Annotated in this window: 17 protein-coding genes and 2 rRNA genes; 1 reads left to right on the top strand and 18 read right to left on the bottom strand. The window is 37.8% G+C overall.

The window, feature by feature from the left end; translation table 11 throughout:
- Positions 1 to 285 precede the first annotated feature (285 nt).
- The 7 genes from veg to metG all read right to left on the bottom strand — a co-directional run bounded on the left by veg (position 286) and on the right by metG (position 8,091).
- Entirely contained in the window at positions 286 to 549 is a 264-nt protein-coding gene (gene veg, locus ACI48O_RS21800) for a biofilm formation stimulator Veg (RefSeq protein ID WP_435563937.1), read from the bottom strand.
- A 280-nt stretch (positions 550 to 829) separates the two neighbouring features.
- The gene (gene yabG, locus ACI48O_RS21795) at positions 830 to 1,726 is read right to left on the bottom strand and encodes a sporulation peptidase YabG (protein ID WP_435563938.1); all 897 of its coding nucleotides are present in this window, start codon (positions 1,724 to 1,726) and stop codon (positions 830 to 832) included.
- Between the two features lie 191 nt (positions 1,727 to 1,917).
- On the bottom strand, positions 1,918 to 2,796 hold the full coding sequence (gene rsmA / locus ACI48O_RS21790; protein WP_435563936.1) for a 16S rRNA (adenine(1518)-N(6)/adenine(1519)-N(6))-dimethyltransferase RsmA: 879 nt from the start codon (positions 2,794 to 2,796) through the stop codon (positions 1,918 to 1,920).
- A complete protein-coding gene (gene rnmV, locus ACI48O_RS21785; RefSeq protein WP_435563935.1) occupies positions 2,789 to 3,349 on the bottom strand; it encodes a ribonuclease M5 in 561 nt (186 codons plus the stop codon). The genes rsmA and rnmV overlap by 8 nt, the downstream gene beginning before the upstream one ends.
- A gap of 186 nt (positions 3,350 to 3,535) precedes the next feature.
- Entirely contained in the window at positions 3,536 to 4,711 is a 1,176-nt protein-coding gene (locus ACI48O_RS21780) for a ubiquitin-like domain-containing protein (RefSeq protein ID WP_435563934.1), read from the bottom strand.
- Between the two features lie 232 nt (positions 4,712 to 4,943).
- The gene (locus ACI48O_RS21775) at positions 4,944 to 5,714 is read right to left on the bottom strand and encodes a TatD family hydrolase (RefSeq protein WP_435563933.1); all 771 of its coding nucleotides are present in this window, start codon (positions 5,712 to 5,714) and stop codon (positions 4,944 to 4,946) included.
- A gap of 406 nt (positions 5,715 to 6,120) precedes the next feature.
- The gene (gene metG, locus ACI48O_RS21770) at positions 6,121 to 8,091 is read right to left on the bottom strand and encodes a methionine--tRNA ligase (protein WP_435563932.1); all 1,971 of its coding nucleotides are present in this window, start codon (positions 8,089 to 8,091) and stop codon (positions 6,121 to 6,123) included.
- A 558-nt stretch (positions 8,092 to 8,649) separates the two neighbouring features.
- On the opposite strand from metG, the gene ACI48O_RS21765 reads away from it, so the two are divergent.
- Positions 8,650 to 8,934 carry an AbrB/MazE/SpoVT family DNA-binding domain-containing protein gene (locus ACI48O_RS21765; RefSeq protein WP_435563931.1) on the top strand — a complete coding sequence of 95 codons (285 nt, stop codon included), beginning with the start codon at positions 8,650 to 8,652 and terminating at the stop codon, positions 8,932 to 8,934.
- A gap of 45 nt (positions 8,935 to 8,979) precedes the next feature.
- Here ACI48O_RS21765 and rsmI read toward each other — a convergent pair whose 3' ends face one another.
- From rsmI to ACI48O_RS21710, 11 genes are all read right to left on the bottom strand, one after another.
- The gene (rsmI, locus tag ACI48O_RS21760) at positions 8,980 to 9,855 is read right to left on the bottom strand and encodes a 16S rRNA (cytidine(1402)-2'-O)-methyltransferase (RefSeq protein WP_435563930.1); all 876 of its coding nucleotides are present in this window, start codon (positions 9,853 to 9,855) and stop codon (positions 8,980 to 8,982) included.
- Positions 9,833 to 10,117: a GIY-YIG nuclease family protein gene (locus tag ACI48O_RS21755; RefSeq protein WP_435563929.1), complete on the bottom strand. Its 285-nt coding sequence runs from the start codon at positions 10,115 to 10,117 to the stop codon at positions 9,833 to 9,835. Before ACI48O_RS21755 ends, rsmI begins: the two co-directional genes overlap by 23 nt.
- Positions 10,107 to 10,847, bottom strand: coding sequence for a tRNA1(Val) (adenine(37)-N6)-methyltransferase (locus ACI48O_RS21750; protein WP_435563928.1), 741 nt, complete (start codon positions 10,845 to 10,847; stop codon positions 10,107 to 10,109). The genes ACI48O_RS21755 and ACI48O_RS21750 overlap by 11 nt, the downstream gene beginning before the upstream one ends.
- Positions 10,848 to 11,001: 154 nt before the next feature.
- Complete coding sequence (yabA, locus tag ACI48O_RS21745; protein WP_435563927.1) at positions 11,002 to 11,376, bottom strand: DNA replication initiation control protein YabA; 375 nt, start codon at positions 11,374 to 11,376, stop codon at positions 11,002 to 11,004.
- 13 nt (positions 11,377 to 11,389) lie between these two features.
- Positions 11,390 to 12,217 (bottom strand): PSP1 domain-containing protein, encoded by an 828-nt coding sequence (locus tag ACI48O_RS21740; protein ID WP_435563926.1) that lies wholly within the window; start codon positions 12,215 to 12,217, stop codon positions 11,390 to 11,392.
- A complete protein-coding gene (gene holB, locus ACI48O_RS21735) occupies positions 12,210 to 13,217 on the bottom strand; it encodes a DNA polymerase III subunit delta' (RefSeq protein ID WP_435563925.1) in 1,008 nt (335 codons plus the stop codon). The genes ACI48O_RS21740 and holB overlap by 8 nt, the downstream gene beginning before the upstream one ends.
- Positions 13,218 to 13,337: 120 nt before the next feature.
- Positions 13,338 to 13,964: a dTMP kinase gene (gene tmk, locus ACI48O_RS21730; protein WP_435563924.1), complete on the bottom strand. Its 627-nt coding sequence runs from the start codon at positions 13,962 to 13,964 to the stop codon at positions 13,338 to 13,340.
- A gap of 29 nt (positions 13,965 to 13,993) precedes the next feature.
- Positions 13,994 to 15,430 (bottom strand): aminotransferase class I/II-fold pyridoxal phosphate-dependent enzyme, encoded by a 1,437-nt coding sequence (locus ACI48O_RS21725; protein WP_435563923.1) that lies wholly within the window; start codon positions 15,428 to 15,430, stop codon positions 13,994 to 13,996.
- A 480-nt stretch (positions 15,431 to 15,910) separates the two neighbouring features.
- The gene (locus tag ACI48O_RS21720) at positions 15,911 to 16,117 is read right to left on the bottom strand and encodes a sigma factor G inhibitor Gin (protein WP_435563922.1); all 207 of its coding nucleotides are present in this window, start codon (positions 16,115 to 16,117) and stop codon (positions 15,911 to 15,913) included.
- Positions 16,118 to 16,300: 183 nt separating this feature from the next.
- Positions 16,301 to 16,417: ribosomal RNA gene (rrf, locus tag ACI48O_RS21715) — 5S ribosomal RNA — on the bottom strand.
- A gap of 80 nt (positions 16,418 to 16,497) precedes the next feature.
- Positions 16,498 to 16,644 (bottom strand): 23S ribosomal RNA (locus ACI48O_RS21710); the annotation flags it as partial.

Below are 16,644 nucleotides of genomic sequence, written 5' to 3'. Positions count from 1 at the left end.
GGCATCATTAGTTTGTGATAAGGCATCGAACTTATTAATTAAAAAACAATGGCCTGTTAAATTTGTCTGTTGATTTCCTCTCCAGGTGCTCGCTTTCCGCGGGGGAGTCCGGGAGCCTCCTCGGCGCCATAGCGCCTGTGGGGTCTCCCGTGACACCTTCTCCCGCAGGAGTCTCGCACCTTCCGCTCCAATCAACAGAGTGCTCAAAATAAACATTGTTCTTTAACACAGCTAAAAACAAAATAAAAAGCAGCAAACTATTGTCCACTGCGATTTAAACAACTATTAACTTAAAGCGATACTGCCTGATGTATCTTCATAGAAGGTAATCTGAACCGTCTCTGTTAAAATATCCGCGTAACTGTAAGACACCCGTTCAAATGCGTTTTCTTCTTGATCCAGCTCAATGACAAATACTGAGGGATATGTTTCTGCTAAAACGCCGGAACGTTCAATCGTCTTTCTTCGTCCTCCGTTCGCCTTTAGCATTAATCTTTTCCCTAAATTTGAGTCAAGAGACTTCTTAATATCCGCTAATGTTCTTGGCATTCGGTCCACCTCACTATGAAAAGTATAACACGGTTAGCAAAAAAAGTCAAATAAAACATAAAATTATAACAGTCAAATAAAATGATTGTCAATGTTTTTCATTCCACTTTTTCTGCTAATTTTCTACAATGTTATATTGACCCTAAACTTAAAGGAATATGTAAATTTTTTACCAAAGAAAACTCCTCATTTCTCAACTAAGGTTAAATTTGGTCAAATTATTTTATAAAAAAACAAACCATTTACCACCATACAAAAATAAGCCGAAGTGTGAAACGGCTTATTTTTGTTCTTCCTCCTCTAACGGTAATTTATAAGGCATTCCCGTTCTTAAAACACCCTTCGTTTCAATTCCTCCCAAACCTTTTTCACCCGTTAAAGTATTTCTTAGTACATCCCATACATTAATCCTTTCCATGAAAGGGGTGAAACTGATTTTGGCGACGATATAAACGGGATCTAAGGCATGAATATTAACCCTTGATGGAGAACTTGCGAAATTTGCACCCGCTTGAATAAGCGATTCAAAATGTGACTGGCATGCACCTGCAAAAATGACTAATTGATCTAAATGAGGTACTTTTCTTCTTGCTTCGATAACCGTCTGGACAAAATGCCTTGAATGACGATATGCATTTATATCAGACATTTTTCCTTTCGCCTTCGAATAAGAATCATGCCCTGTTATCACTAAAATATCTGGCCGGTAATAATCAAGGAACTGTCCTACCTTGGTTGGCATTTCCTTCTCATTACAGTGTACCCCATAAACAGGAACCCCAACCTTCTCATAAACAATCAAACATTTTTTTAAATAGTTGGGATCGCCATCGATATGAAGTACCTTCCCAGGCACTTGAAAGATATTAATTTCTTTACTATATCCCCCGCTCGCATCAAATTCAGACTTTTGTTTCAGCAAGCTAACATCCTGTCGAAATAACTGTAATGATTGTTCTTCCAATGAGCGGAATTCCTGAGATTTTTTCCTCCGTTCATTTGGATCGATTGCAATTAGGTCTTCATATGGTGCATCAGCAATCAGCCGAAAATCCTCGCCATAAAGAATGGCTATTTTCCGTCCAGCATCCTCCCTGATATCAATGACACGGAAAAGGATGTCACAATGGTATGACCTTCTACCGACTATATCCATCATTCCTATCGCCACAGTCATCCACTCCATCCAGCCCCTTATCGGGCTTTCCTTTAAACTAAACGCTCTTGATATAGGCTATGCAACTACACAAAAAGATGTGATTCATCATGGTCTCATAAAACAATCGATAATTTGAATTGAGCAAAAAAAAAGCTGACTTATTAAAGAGTCAACTTTTGATGGTTGTATTCTGTTTTACAATGATCCGTTCAAACAAAAGCAGGAAGAAGAGCATCACTTAAGCGAGCAAATTCTTCAATCGATAAGGTTTCCCCTCTGCGGCTAGGATCGATCTTTGCTTCCGTTAACGCTAAGACAATCGCTTCTTTCTTTTCCTTGCCATTTGGTAACTGAGTAGTTAAATTATTTAAAATCGTTTTTCGCCTTTGGGCAAAACTTGATTTGATCACTTGGAAAAAGAATTCTTCGTTCATCATTTCCACTGCAGGTTTTTCACGAACAGTTAACCTGATAATAGCTGAATCGACATTAGGCTGGGGTACGAACACTGTTTTGGGTACCGTCATAACAATTTCAGCCTTCGTATAATATTGAATCGCAATGGAAAGAGAGCCATATTCCTTCGTTCCAGGTTGTGCAGAAATTCGATCCGCCACTTCCTTTTGGAGCATAACGACTAACCCTCTGATTGGCAGTTTTTCCTCCAGCAGCTTCATGATGATCGGCGTAGTTACATAGTACGGTAAATTCGCGACTACCATAATATCTTTAACGTCAGCCAGTTTCTCCTCGATGACTGCTTTCACATCAGCCTTTAAAACATCCTGATGGATCACTTCAACATTTGGATAAGGAGCCAATGTTTCCGTTAATATCGGCAGTAACCGTTGGTCTATTTCAAATGCTACGACCTTTTTACTGCTGCGAGCCAAATGTTCTGTTAAAGCACCGATTCCCGGCCCAATCTCAATTGCCCCTGTCTCCTCGGTAATATCAGCATGATCAACAATTCTTTTTAATATATTAGGATCAATTAAAAAATTTTGACCAAGGCTTTTTTTGAAGGAAAAACCGTATTTTTCTAGAATCGTTTTCGTCCTTATTGGTGTTGCGATATCTTTATACATCTTGCTCCTCCTGTCTTATTGCTGCTACTGCATCCGCAAATTGAGTACGGCTTATTTGGAACATCATTAATCGTTTATAGAGCTGCTTTCCATTTGTATAGCCAATTTTAAGAAGCTTGCCCAGCTTTTCTCTTCTTTCCTTTGCTCCGGCTCCACCAATCAAACCTGCATCAATTAAATCATCCTGTGATATTTCCTCTACGATCATATCACTCATTTCATGTGCTTGGCTCAGTGCTTTTTTGATTGCAGCTGGTGAAGCGTGCTCTACCCCAAGACCTCTTCCCTTGCTTTTAATCGCCTCTTCTTTTTCTAAGAAGGCATGTTTACAGCCTGGGACATGCTGGGTAATCGTATGGCGAATCTTTTCTCCTGGAAAATCGGGATCAGTCAAAACAATGACCCCTCTTGTTTTTTGAGCGAGCTTTATCTTCTCAATCGTTTCTTCATTAATCGCAGAACCGTTTGTTTCAATTGTATCGGCATCCACTGCTCGTCTTATCGCGGTGGTATCGTCTTTCCCCTCCACCACAATAACCTCTTTAATCTTCATATTAAAGCTTTCCTCCATTATTCAAAAAACATAATTTTTATAAAAAATTTGAAACAATTATGTAATGTAATTCGTCTATAAATATATCCACTAAAATATAATAAAGTAAGACGTTCCTCTTAAAGTATAAAGAAAAAATCCACAAAAGCAAAATGCAGAGGAATGTCTCCCTCTGCATCAAGCGAACTATAAAATTCTAATTTTTACTTTTCTTACTCCCCATCGATATGCATCTGCTTGTGACGGGAGAAATACGTCAATCTTGTACCCCTTAATAGCTGAACCAGTATCGGCAGCAACTGCATAGCCGTACCCTTCAACATAAACCTTAGTTCCAAGTGGGATAATGCTTGGGTCAACAGCAATCACTTTAACGTCAGGATTTGCTCTTAAATTAATCCCCGTTGCCGTAGTACCTGAACAGCCGTTGCACGAGGCTGTATAGGCAGTTGAACTTACATATAATTCTTGACCAGCTGCAGATCCGCGAGAAATTTGCTGAGCCAGCGTTAACGTCCCTACGGCTACAATCTTATCTTGTTTATCCTTAATCTTTGTTTCATTCAATATATTTCGAATGACTTCTTTTCCATTTTCTTTAACAATTTCGTAGGTCCTTTGAATAAGACCTTGCTGACCTTCTTGAACAACCTTTTCGGTCCCCTGTGCCAAATTATCATCTTTCTGTGTAATTGTGGCAAATTCAACTGGTTCTTCCACTACATCGGTGACTTTTTCAACTCGAATGACTTTAACCGTGTCATTCTCTTTGAGGATCTGTTCCGGCTTAGGCTCAACTCGGTCAAGTTGATTAAGTTTTATTCCTTGTTGTACTAAAAAGTCAGCGACCGTAGTCGAAGTGGACCAAACTTGGTACCCAATACCTCCATCAATAAACGTTAAGTTAAAAGCTCGATTTACTTTTACTTTCGATTTGCTTGTTAACTTTGCATCCGGCCTGGGAAGTACCTCATCATGTTCATTTAATGCTATCTTCTGTTCTTTTAACAATTGTGCAACTGTTGTGGCTGTTGTCCAAACCGTTTTCTTCTCGCCGTCTGTTACAAGTTGAACCTGTTTTGCCGGGTTAAATACAACCTTTAAGTTGTTTTTAACCTTTGTGTTAACCGAAGGAAACACATAGTCTTCTGAGCGAAGTGAGACATGTAAATCATCAAAAATTCCCTCAACGGTATTCGCATGGGTCTTTATGATTTTTTCTTGACCGTCGATCGTTAAAGCTACAGTTTTTTTCGTTGTTTCATACAGAATTCCACCTGTGGTTGCAACAAAAACTATGAAACTTGCAATTAGTACGGTCCATCTCCTCTTCCTCGAAAGAATGGAAAACAGGTTTTTCATGTTTTGGATTACGATGAAAAACGCCTCCTTTTCTCGAGTGAATTATATAGACTATCTCGCCGACTGTCAACCAAAGCACATTCCCTGACGTAAGCTAATTATGCAAAAAGTCAAGAGAAAAAGTAAAGAAATTAATATCGACATGGTTATCCTATGTTGAATCGGAGGCGTGTAGAACAAGTGAGAAATATAAAAAATTCGGACAAGCTTTTTTAAAAAACGACAAAGTTTCTTATCGAATAATGCCGAATAATTTCTTTGCATTTTCCGATGTCGCTGCGCCAACTTCTTCTAAAGTTTTTCCTTTAATTTCGGCAATTTGTTCCGCTACTAATTTTACATAACTTGGCTCATTTCGTTTACCTCGGTGCGGATGTGGAGTAAGATATGGACAGTCCGTTTCGATTAATAATCGCTCTAATGGGACCAGTTCCGCTACCTTTTTCGGCTGCTTTGCATTTTTAAAGGTAACCGGTCCACCAAGCGAAATATAGAAATTCATCTTAATGCACTCTTGTGCGATTTCCGGGCTACCGCTAAAGCAATGCATGATTCCGCCTACTTCTTCTGCCTTCTCTTCCTTTAAAATCTCGATAATATCTGCCGTGGCATCACGATTATGAATAATAATCGGCAGTTTTACTTTGCGAGCCAATTGAATTTGTTTGCGGAAGACTTCCTGTTGAACCTCTTTTGGCGATTTGTCCCAATAGTAATCAAGCCCCATTTCACCTAGCGCCACTACCTTTGGATGTGCGGCCAATTGTTCGAGCCAGTTTAAGTCTTCAGGAGTCATATCAATCGCATCAACCGGATGCCACCCGACACTCGCATAAATAAAATCATAAGCTTCTGCCAGTTCAATCGCTTTTTCGATGGTAGGACGGTCAAACCCCACCACCACCATTGTACTGACACCTGATGATAAAGCCCGATTAATGACTTCCTCTAAATCTTCTTTATATTGTTCTGCGTTTAAATGGACATGTGTATCAAAAAGCATGTTTATAACTCCCTTTACATATTTGATTCCACTATATTTTATCTTTTTCGCCACGATAAAACAAAAACATAGGCCGATTCGACCAAATGTTACACGTGAAACATTTCTCATTTTAAAAAGGCTTTGTTAAATTTGGCTTTTGATTTCCGCTTCAGGTGCTCGCTTTCCGCGGGGGAGTCCGGGAGCCTCCTCGGCGCCATAGCGCCTGTGGGGTCTCCCGTGACACCTTCTCCCGCAGGAGTCTCGCACCTTCCGCTCCAATCAACAGTGGCTTACAAATGAACTTTGGTCTTTAACATAGTCTTTGAAAAAAGCTCCAGCACCTTTGGTGCTAGAGCTTAATCTAAAAACGGAAGTGGCTTAGCCCTTAGTTAAGTACCAGAACTTTGGCCGCTGCAAAAACCTATTATTTAACTTTTGAACCGTTTGGTAAAGATTGATCTACTGTTGCTAGAGACAGCATCCCATCCTGGCTTCCTGCTAAAATCATTCCCTGTGACAGCTCACCGCGAAGTTTCACCGGTTTAAGATTGGTTACACAAATAACCTTTCGACCAATTAGTTCCTCAGGTTTATAAAATTTTGCAATCCCAGAAACAACTTGGCGCTGTTCATAACCTAGATCCAATTGCAACTTGAGTAATTTATCCGCCTTAGGTATCGCCTCACATTGAACAACCTCTGCCACCCTCAAATCAACCTTCATAAAATCATCGATTGAAATTTCTTCTACTTCAGGTTTTTCCGGTGCTTCAGTTGTCTTATCCTCTTCTTTAACAGTTGTAGCAACCGGTGGAGCCATCTTTTCTTTTATAAAGTTAACTTCCTCTTCAATATCAAGACGTGGGAAAATAGGTTCTCCTTTCGTCACCTTTGTTCCACCCGGGATATGACCAAAGCTTTCTAAACTTGCCCACGATGTTAAGAACTCATCCGTAATATTAAGTTGCGTGAAAATTTTACCAGGAGTCTGGGTTAAAAATGGCTTTAATAATATACCCACTCTGCGTAAAGATTCAGCTAGGTGCGTCATTACATTAGCCAATTCCGCTTTCGTTGCTTCTTCTTTAGCTAATACCCATGGCTGAGTCTCATCGATATATTTATTCGTACGACTAACAACCTGCCAAATGGAAGTTAATGCAACGGAAAACTCCATTCTTTCCATTGCTTCCTCATATTTCCCAACTGCGTCAATATTTGCTTGCAGAAGTTGTTTGTCGAATTCACCAGTTGACCCTTTATATTCCGGAATCTCTCCGTCAAAATATTTGTTGATCATGGCTACGGTACGATTTAACAAATTTCCTAAATCATTTGCTAAATCAAAATTAATCCGGTCTACAAATCCCTCTGGTGTAAACACACCATCAGCACCAAATGGTACTTCACGCAATAAATAATAACGTAACGCGTCTAATCCATAACGATCGATTAATGTTACCGGATCCACAACATTTCCTTTTGATTTGGACATTTTGCCGTCCTTCATTAATAGCCAGCCATGGGCAAACACTTTTTTAGGAAGGGGAAGATCGAGTGCCATTAACATAATTGGCCAGTAAATAGTATGGAAACGAACAATTTCTTTACCAACTAAATGAACATTGGCAGGCCAATAATTTAAATATTTCTCGTTTTTATCTGTTCCATATCCTAAAGCTGTAATATAATTTGATAAAGCATCAATCCACACATAAATAACATGCTTTGGATTGCCAGGAACCTTGATACCCCAATCAAATGTAGTTCTCGATACAGCTAAATCCTCAAGTCCCGGTTTAATAAAGTTATTGATCATTTCGTTCTTACGAGATTCAGGCTGAATAAATTCCGGATTTTCCTCATAATAAGCGAGCAAGCGGTCAGCATATTTACTAACTCTGAAAAAATACGACTCTTCTTTTACCTTTTTTACAGGACGGTTGCAATCAGGGCAATTATCGTCTACCAATTGGTGCTCTGTATAATACGATTCACATGGTGTACAATACCAGCCTTCGTACTCACCAAGGTAAATATCCCCTTGTTCTAAAAGTTGAGCAAAAATCTTTTGAACCACCTGTTTGTGTCGATCTTCAGTAGTTCGAATAAAATCATCGTATGAAATATCCAACTTTTTCCAAAGGTCTTGAATCCCGGCAACGATGTCATCGACATATTTTTGCGGGGTTACTCCTTTTTCTTCCGCTTTTTCTTGAATTTTTTGGCCGTGCTCATCCGTTCCAGTTAAATACATAACATCAAAGCCACGCATCCGCTTGTATCGAGCCATTGCATCACCGGCTACTGTGGTGTATGCATGTCCAATATGAAGATTTCCGCTTGGATAATAGATCGGAGTTGTCAGATAAAAGGTGTTGCGTTTTTCCTCCATAAAAATATTCCTCCTATAAAAACCTCTTAATAATAGAGGTAAAAATCAAAAAATCTATCACAAGTATCCAAACCTATGATTCGAAATAAAGTTATCATGTAACAGACACAATATAGACCAAGTTCTGCCCCCATAAATATAGCTTTATAAATAGAATGATTTCATAAGTCATCATAACCTCTTATATCATCAAAATATACCTAAAAATGCAAATTTGTGCAACATCACAACTTTCAGAGAAAACCCTATTTAAAAGCAGAGAGAATCATAGAGGATATTAGCGAATTTTGTCGAAAAATATTTGTAACTATGTAGTACAAAAGTGTTTTTACAATACTTTTTTCAGGACTTTTCAATCCTGTGTAATTGGGCAAAAAACCAAGTAAACATTGATAAATCAACATTTATCATGATAGGTAATAATTTCTAATAATTATCAAATTAAAAATAATTGACGTTTATGGTAATGGCTGGTATTATTATATCAGTAATAAAAATGTCGAATAATGACGAAAAAACATAAAAGATAGAATAATGATTCGAGAGGAGAATATTGTAATGAAATCTACAGGTATTGTACGTAAAGTTGATGAACTTGGTCGAGTAGTAATCCCGATTGAGCTAAGAAGAACTCTTGGAATTGCAGAAAAAGACGCTTTAGAAATTTATGTTGACGATGAAAGAATTATTTTAAAAAAATATAAACCTAATATGACTTGCCAAGTTACTGGTGAAGTATCAGACGACAATGTAACATTAGCTGATGGCAAATTAATTTTGAGCCGTGAAGGTGCAGCTCAACTAGTTGAAGAAATTAGCAAAGCTTTTGATTTAAAAAAGTAATAGAATAGAAAAAGGCTGACCCGGGTCAGCCTTTTTACTTTTCTGTTAATCAATATGATATGCCTGGTAGACTTCTCGTTTATTGATATCTCGATCCTTCGCAACTTGCTTAATCGCTTCTTTCGAAGCCATATCTTTTTCATTAATATAATAATCTACGTGGTCAATAATAGCCATCTCTGCCCACCATTGGACATCTGCTTCAGATGCTTCGTCCTTAGAACCTTCAACTACTAAACAAAATTCGCCTCTTACCTCTTCTTTACTGGCCCATTCCAAAACTTCAGTCATCTTACCTCTAATAAATTCCTCAAATTTCTTAGATAACTCTCGACATAACACTATTTCGCGATTACCAAGTACCTCATTCATTACCACCAACGTGTCCTTTAACCGATGAGGAGATTCATAAAAAAGCAATGTCGCGGATTGACCAGCCAGTTTCTCAAGCTCCTTCCGTTTTTCTTTTTTCTGACGGTTTAAGAAACCATAAAAATAAAAGGGCTGAGTAGATAATCCTGATGCGATTAATGCTGTTAAAGCTGCATTTGCACCTGGTAGCGGAACAACCTTCAATTGCTCTGCGACAGCTTCCCGGACTAATTCATACCCTGGATCCGATATGGTTGGCATTCCTGCATCACTGACTAGAGCTATATTCGCCCCATCCCGTAACCGGCTTAATAGCTTTTCTCCACTTACTCGCTTATTATGTTCATGATAGCTGACGACTTGAGATTCAATTTGAAAATAATTACACAGTTTCATCGTATTACGAGTGTCTTCAGCCGCGATTAAATCTACTTCTTTTAATATCCTTACCGCCCGAAAACTCATATCTTCAAGATTACCAATCGGTGTTGGAACAAGGTATAAAATCCCACCATGTCCCTCATTATTAAAGCTTTTTTGCTGCCACATAGCTTTCACCTGCTTCTCTTATCAGAAACTCTTCCTTTTTTTTTCGCGTCCATTGCTTAAATTCATATTCTGCCTTCAGGGCATCACTTTTATCCACAAATCCTTTACTGAATATGAGCTCAACAGGGCCTCTTCCTCTTGTATATTTCGCGCCCTTCCCTTCATTATGAAGCTTAAGTCTCCGTACTAAATTATTTGTGTAACCACCATAAAAGCTACCATCCCTACATTTTAGAACATAAAAATAATGATTATTTTCCATACAATATCTCTTTGACTTCCTGAGTATACTCCTGGTTTTCATTATAAACGAATAACGGAGGTAAAATCTTCAAATCTGGTTGTCCGTCTTTAATGGCTTCGATTAGTAATGTATTGGAGTCTTTTCCCTGTTTCGGATGGACAAATTGGATCCGTTTTGGCTCGAGGCGATACTGTCGCATTAAAGTAATAATATCCAGCAATCGGCCAGGACGATGGACAAATGCTACTTTCCCACCCTGTCTGACAAGTTGACTTGATACGCGGACGACATCCTCAAGCGTACACATTATTTCATGACGGGCTATCGCTAAATGCTCATTTTCATTTATTTCATCTTTATTAGGTGTTTTAAAATAAGGGGGATTACATGTAACGACATCGAATTTCCCATGTCCCAAACGCTTCGGCATCTCTTTTATATCCCCATGGATCATCTGCAATTGCTGCTCTAGTTGATTGTATTCAAAGCTGCGCACAGCCATATCATACAAACGTTGTTGAATCTCTACCCCAATAATATTGCCTTTTGATCTTGTACTTAGTAATAAAGGAATAATTCCATTACCGCTACATAGGTCAATAATGTTACCTTTTTGAATTGGTACGTATGTAAATTTTGCTAAAAGAACAGCATCAAGTGAAAAAGCAAAAACAGATGGACTTTGAATGATTTTCAAGTCCTCAGCTAGTAAATAATCTAATCGTTCATCATCTTTTAAATGGGCCATTTGCTCCTCCTGTTAGAAAAGCTCCAGCGTCCGTTCGGCAACGTCCTTTTGTCAGGATGCTACTACTAGACACAACTCAAACTTTTTTATTTCTTAGTTTATCTATTTTTATTTCGAAAAAACAGCCTTCCTAGTTAGCAGGAAGGCAGTACAATTATTTCTTATTTAAAAAGGATAAGCAGAATAGACAATCCCCTTCTTTTCTTGGACTTCCAAAGTGAATATTACAAATATGAAAACCTTCTTGGTAAAGCCGGGCAAGATTATCATAGCCTTCTCCAATATCAAAACTATTTCGCTCTGGTGAATCAGAATGAGGCACATTCTTCTTGTTTGTTTTTTTCTTATGCTCTACTTTTTCCGTAGTCAACTCGAACCGTCTTCTTAATAAATCATTTTCTAATTTTAACGAATTGTTTTCTTCAAGGATTTCCGCAAGATGCTGCTTTAGCTCACCGAGTTGAGTGTACAAATGACCAATTTGTGTTTCCATATTAATAACTGAATCAAAGATTTCCTTTTTATCCACGCATTCCACCTCGTCAGTCTGTGGATTGTATCGAAACGACGCCTTCTTTCAAAATCTCATCGAGCGTAAATTCCAGAACACGTCCTAAATCACTATACTCTATTTGAAGAACTCGTTCTAAAATATTCAATCCAACAACTTTTCCAATTCCGTTCGGGGTTTCAATCATTTCTCCTAAATCAGGAAGCTGCTCTTTAGCAGTCTCATATTCATCGTTTTCATATTTTAAACAACACATTAACCGTCCGCATAATCCGGAAATTTTAGTTGGATTTAAGCTTAGGTTTTGGTCCTTAGCCATCTTAATCGAAACTGGGTCAAAATCTCCTAAGAAAGTTGAACAGCACAACATACGACCGCATGGCCCAATTCCACCAAGCATTTTCGCTTCATCTCGAACACCAATTTGGCGAAGCTCAATCCTGGTCCGGAAAATAGCAGCCAAATCTTTGACTAGTTCTCTGAAATCGACTCTTCCATCAGCTGTAAAATAAAAGATTACTTTATTTCGATCATATGTGTACTCTACATCAACAAGTTTCATATCTAGTTGATGTTCATTTACCTTTTGACAACAAACCTCATATGCTTCTTTTGCAGCTTGTTTATTTTCCTCAACAATCATTCGATCCTTTTGATCCGCAAGGCGCAAAACCTTTTTGAGTGGCAGAACAACGTCCTGTTCTTCTACTTGCTTACGACCGGTCACCACTTTACCGTATTCAACGCCTCGAACCGTCTCAACAATGACAAAATCATCCTTCTGAACAAGGATCTCCCCGGGATCAAAGTAATATATTTTCCCCGCTTTTTTAAAGCGTACACCTACTACATCATACAAATGAAGATCCCTCCTGCAATTTTAACACAAGCTGTTCCATTAACAGCTGAGAATTCATATTTGCATGCAGCTTCCTTTTAGATTCTAGTATGGCTGCCATCTGATCAGCCAACTTCCGTCCTGACGCTTGCAATGCATATTGCTCTAAACGTTCCTTTTCATTTTGAAAAACAACTTGATCATTCTTCCCGACTTGAATATATAATAAATCCTTATAAAAAAGAAGTAATAAATCTAACCCTCGATCTAACTGCTCTTTCTCTTTAAAGTGCTCAAACCAACGGTCTTGAAGTGACACAAGTGCTTCAAGAGAATTTTTTTTCAACACTTCATATAATTTTAACACTATTTTTTGTGCTTGTGCAAACCAATCATCTTTGTTTAATTCTAATGCTTCGTCAAGATTATTGGTTAATTGAGCTAACAGTGGAGCAGAACTTGGATCTACTCCCTCTTCAATAAACTTTTCAATTAAATTTTTTGGTGATAGAGGCGAAAACGTCAGCACTTGACATCTTGATAAAATGGTTGGCAGTATCTTCTGAACTTGTTCTGTTATTAAAATAGCATACGTTTGTTGACTTGGTTCCTCCAAAAATTTCAATAGACTGTTCGCAGCATTTATCGTAATCCGATCCGCATGAACAATCATATATATTTTTTGTTTAGATTCAACTCCTGTTTTCGAGAATTCCTCTTGTAAATCAAGAATTTGCTGCTTTTTTATCGACAGGCCATCAGGTTCAATTAAATGAAAATCAGGATGATTCCCCGTATCAATTCGTTTACAATTTAAGCATTCATCGCATGGAATATATCCATCCTCAGGCTGAATGCAAAATAGACTTTTGGCAAGTAACAAACCCACTTCTTTCTTTCCAATCCCCCGCAAACCCTCAAAAAGGTAAGCGTGAGACACACGTTCTCTTAAGAGGCTATTCTTTAACATTCTTAATACAGTTGGTTGGAGCTTTTCAAGTTCATTCCAAGTCCTTGCCAAAATCATCACTCACTTAATTTAATTTATCTATATTATAACAGTTATTTTCATTTCATTCAGATGGAATATACTGAAAAAAGCTGACTTCCTATTAAATCAGAGTCAGCTTCTTATCAAACTTTATAGTATTTGCTCAATTTCCTTTAAAGCATCAGTAAATACACTTTCAACTGACTGTGAAGCATCAATCACCTTAATCCGCTCAGGGAATTTTTCAATTAAGAGATGGTAGCCTTTGCGAACTTTTTGGTGAAAATCGATTGTTTCTAAGTCCAATCGATTAACTTCCCGTCCTCTATGCTGATTTATTCTGCTCAAACCTATTTCGGGATCAATATCAAAATAAATCGTTAATTTTGGCATCATATTTTCAATCGCGAATTTATTGATATCAAATACTTCTTCAACGCCAAGGCCTCGGGCATAGCCTTGATAAGCTAAAGAACTATCAATGAAACGATCACAAATAATTACTGCTCCTGCCTCTAGTGCCGGCTTAACTTTTTCTATTAAATGTTGCCTTCTAGCAGCTGCATATAGCAGGGCTTCAGTTCTTGGGTCCATAGCGGTATTTTCTTTAGCCAAAATGACTTGTCGAATTTGCTCAGCAATTTCTATCCCGCCAGGTTCCCGAGTTTGCATTACGGGGTATCCCTTTTTTTCTAAATGCTGAACAATCATATTTATGATTGTAGTTTTACCAGCACCTTCTGGCCCCTCAATTGTAATAAAAACACCATTAGCCATATAGTAACCTCCAATAATATAAACCACTATTAATAAACATGAATAAGACCTTCTCTTAAGGAAGCTCCTCCTTGAAATTTGGCACGGTTTGTCAGTAACCACTTAAGTTGTTCAACATCATCAGAACAAATCATTTCCCCGGGAAATAGTAACGGAATGCCGGGCGGATATGGAACAATCATTTCCGCAGCGACTTGCCCTATTGCCTCTTGAATAGGAACCAGCTTCGATTTTCTTACTTTCATTTCTTTAAAACTATAGTTAAGCTTTGAAATACCTTTTTTTATGTATGGACTATTATGTTTGGTTTGAACTATTGTATGATCCCAAATGGCAGCAGCTTTTGAAATGCGGGAAACCACTTCTTTAAAAGGGTAGTCCATTCCTTTTTTAAGTAGCGGTGCAATGAGCAGCACATTATACGGGTCAGCGAGTTCTGTATATATCCCAAGGTCCTCTAGCTTTTCTTGTAAATCAAAACCACTAATCGTGCTAGCTGTTTGAATGGTAATTTTTAATAAGTCCCCTATGCCTCGTTCAAATCCTAAAACTTTTATTCCCGGAATTTCTGACAGATCTCTTCTAAATGCAATAATTTGACTTTGAAGATAATCTAAATCTTCTTTGTCAAACGAACTAAGATAGCTGCGCGCAATATCTAAAGAAGCCATAATTGGATACGATGGACTGCTCGATTGTAAGATATGTAAATATTTTTCTAGATGCTCTAACGAGATTAGCTCACTATTAAAATGTAAAAAGGAACCCATCGTCATCGCTGGTAATGTCTTATGTGCCGATTGAACTACTACATCCGCCCCTAAAGTTACCGCCGAAGCGGGAAACGGTTCTCCAGCAATAAAATGTGCACCATGAGCTTCATCTACTAAAACCGGGATGTTATGACTATGAGCTAATTCAATCATCTTTCCTAATTTATATACTATGCCATAGTAATTTGGATAGGTTAAAATGAGTGCTTTTGCGTTAGGATATTTTTTTATTGCAGCTTCTACCGTTTCATATGAAGGCCCACCTGCTACCTTCCATTCCTTGTCATACTCCGGACTTAAAAAGACGGGATCTGCATTAGCTAACTGGAGGCCATTTAATATTGATTTATGACAATTTCTTTGGACTAGAACCTTGTCGTCCTCATTAATCGAGGCCATAATCATTGCTAGATTTCCGACAGTCGTCCCATTAACCAGTAGAAAACTTTTTTTAACATTATAAAGATTTGACAATAACTCTTCTGACTCTTGGATAATACCATGTGGAGAATGAAGGTCATCCAAACCTGTTAATTCTGTTACATCAAGCTTTAACAGTTGATTATAGTATGATGAACCACCTTCGGTAAACAAACCACCATTTTTATGTCCTGGTACATGGAAAGAAATAGGTTTCTCATTACTATGCGCTACAAGCCTGTCAAATATCGGTGTTTTTGAGTAATCCTTCATATCATCACCATTACTTTAAGTTTCATCGGAAATTTATCTTATAATAAGATTCAACCTTTTAGGTCTCATTTATTTTAACAAAACAGGCAGAAAGTTTATATGTTTAGACAAAAAAATAAGTGCCCTGAATTAATGAACGGACATAGAGGACCTTATTTTAGTAAAAAAGACCTTTTTCTAGACTTAAGAGGACACAGGATACCTTATTTACATAAAAACCACTGAATTATAGTGGTTTAGGATCAAATAAGGGAACTGATGTCCGCTTAACGTATAAAAACTACCCTTTTTGTGAAAATAGCGGTACTGATGTCCGCTACTGAATAATCGCATGCAAAAATGACTAACAAATTACCCATGCAATTTGTTAGTCATTTTTGGTACTTTTTTTATGTTTGCGATTGATATCGTAAAATGTTAGCCTTTTAGAGCACCTTTCTACTTTGTATATCCAATCATTATGATGAGAATTATTAATCTTTAAGAATAGATTTCTGGTTTTGTGGCCTTTTTTAATTGCTGAACATAATATTGATATTTAGGATCGTCCGTTTCCGTATTAATTAAATCTTTTTCGCAATCTGCACAAATGAAAGATGTGTACAAATGAATCCCTTTTAATTTCTCTTCCTCACAAATCACACATAATTCTTTAATATGTTGCGAACTCAATATCCCCACCTCCATACTCCTATTCTTTCCGCACTTAATTATTTGTATACAATCTTTTGAATATTCAACCGGAGATAGCCGCATTTTATTGTATGTCTCTATATGAGTTTGGGTGTATGTCTTTTTATATTTTTTTATTCATTTAGCAAAACCTTAATCAATAAACAAAAAAACAGCTTCATCAGCTGTTTTTTGTTTGCCCGGCAGCGTCCTACTCTCACAGGGGGAGAGCCCCCAACTACCATCGGCGCTGAGAAGCTTAACTTCCGTGTTCGGTATGGGAACGGGTGTGACCTTCTCGCTATCGCCACCAGACTATTATAATAGGGAATTTCATTCCCTCAAAACTAGATAATGTAGAAGAAGTTGTAAAACGAGTTCACCTGGAACTTAATTTGGTTAAGTCCTCGATCGATTAGTATCAGTCAGCTCCACATGTCACCACGCTTCCACCTCTGACCTATCAACCTGATCATCTTTCAGGGATCTTACTAGCTTGCGCTATGGGAAATCTCATCTTGAGGGGGGCTTCATGCTTAGAT

Source organism: Neobacillus terrisolis, assembly GCF_051233475.1.
GTDB lineage: Bacteria > Bacillota > Bacilli > Bacillales > Cytobacillaceae > Bacillus_BU.
This window is presented reverse-complemented; position numbering and strand designations above follow the sequence as displayed.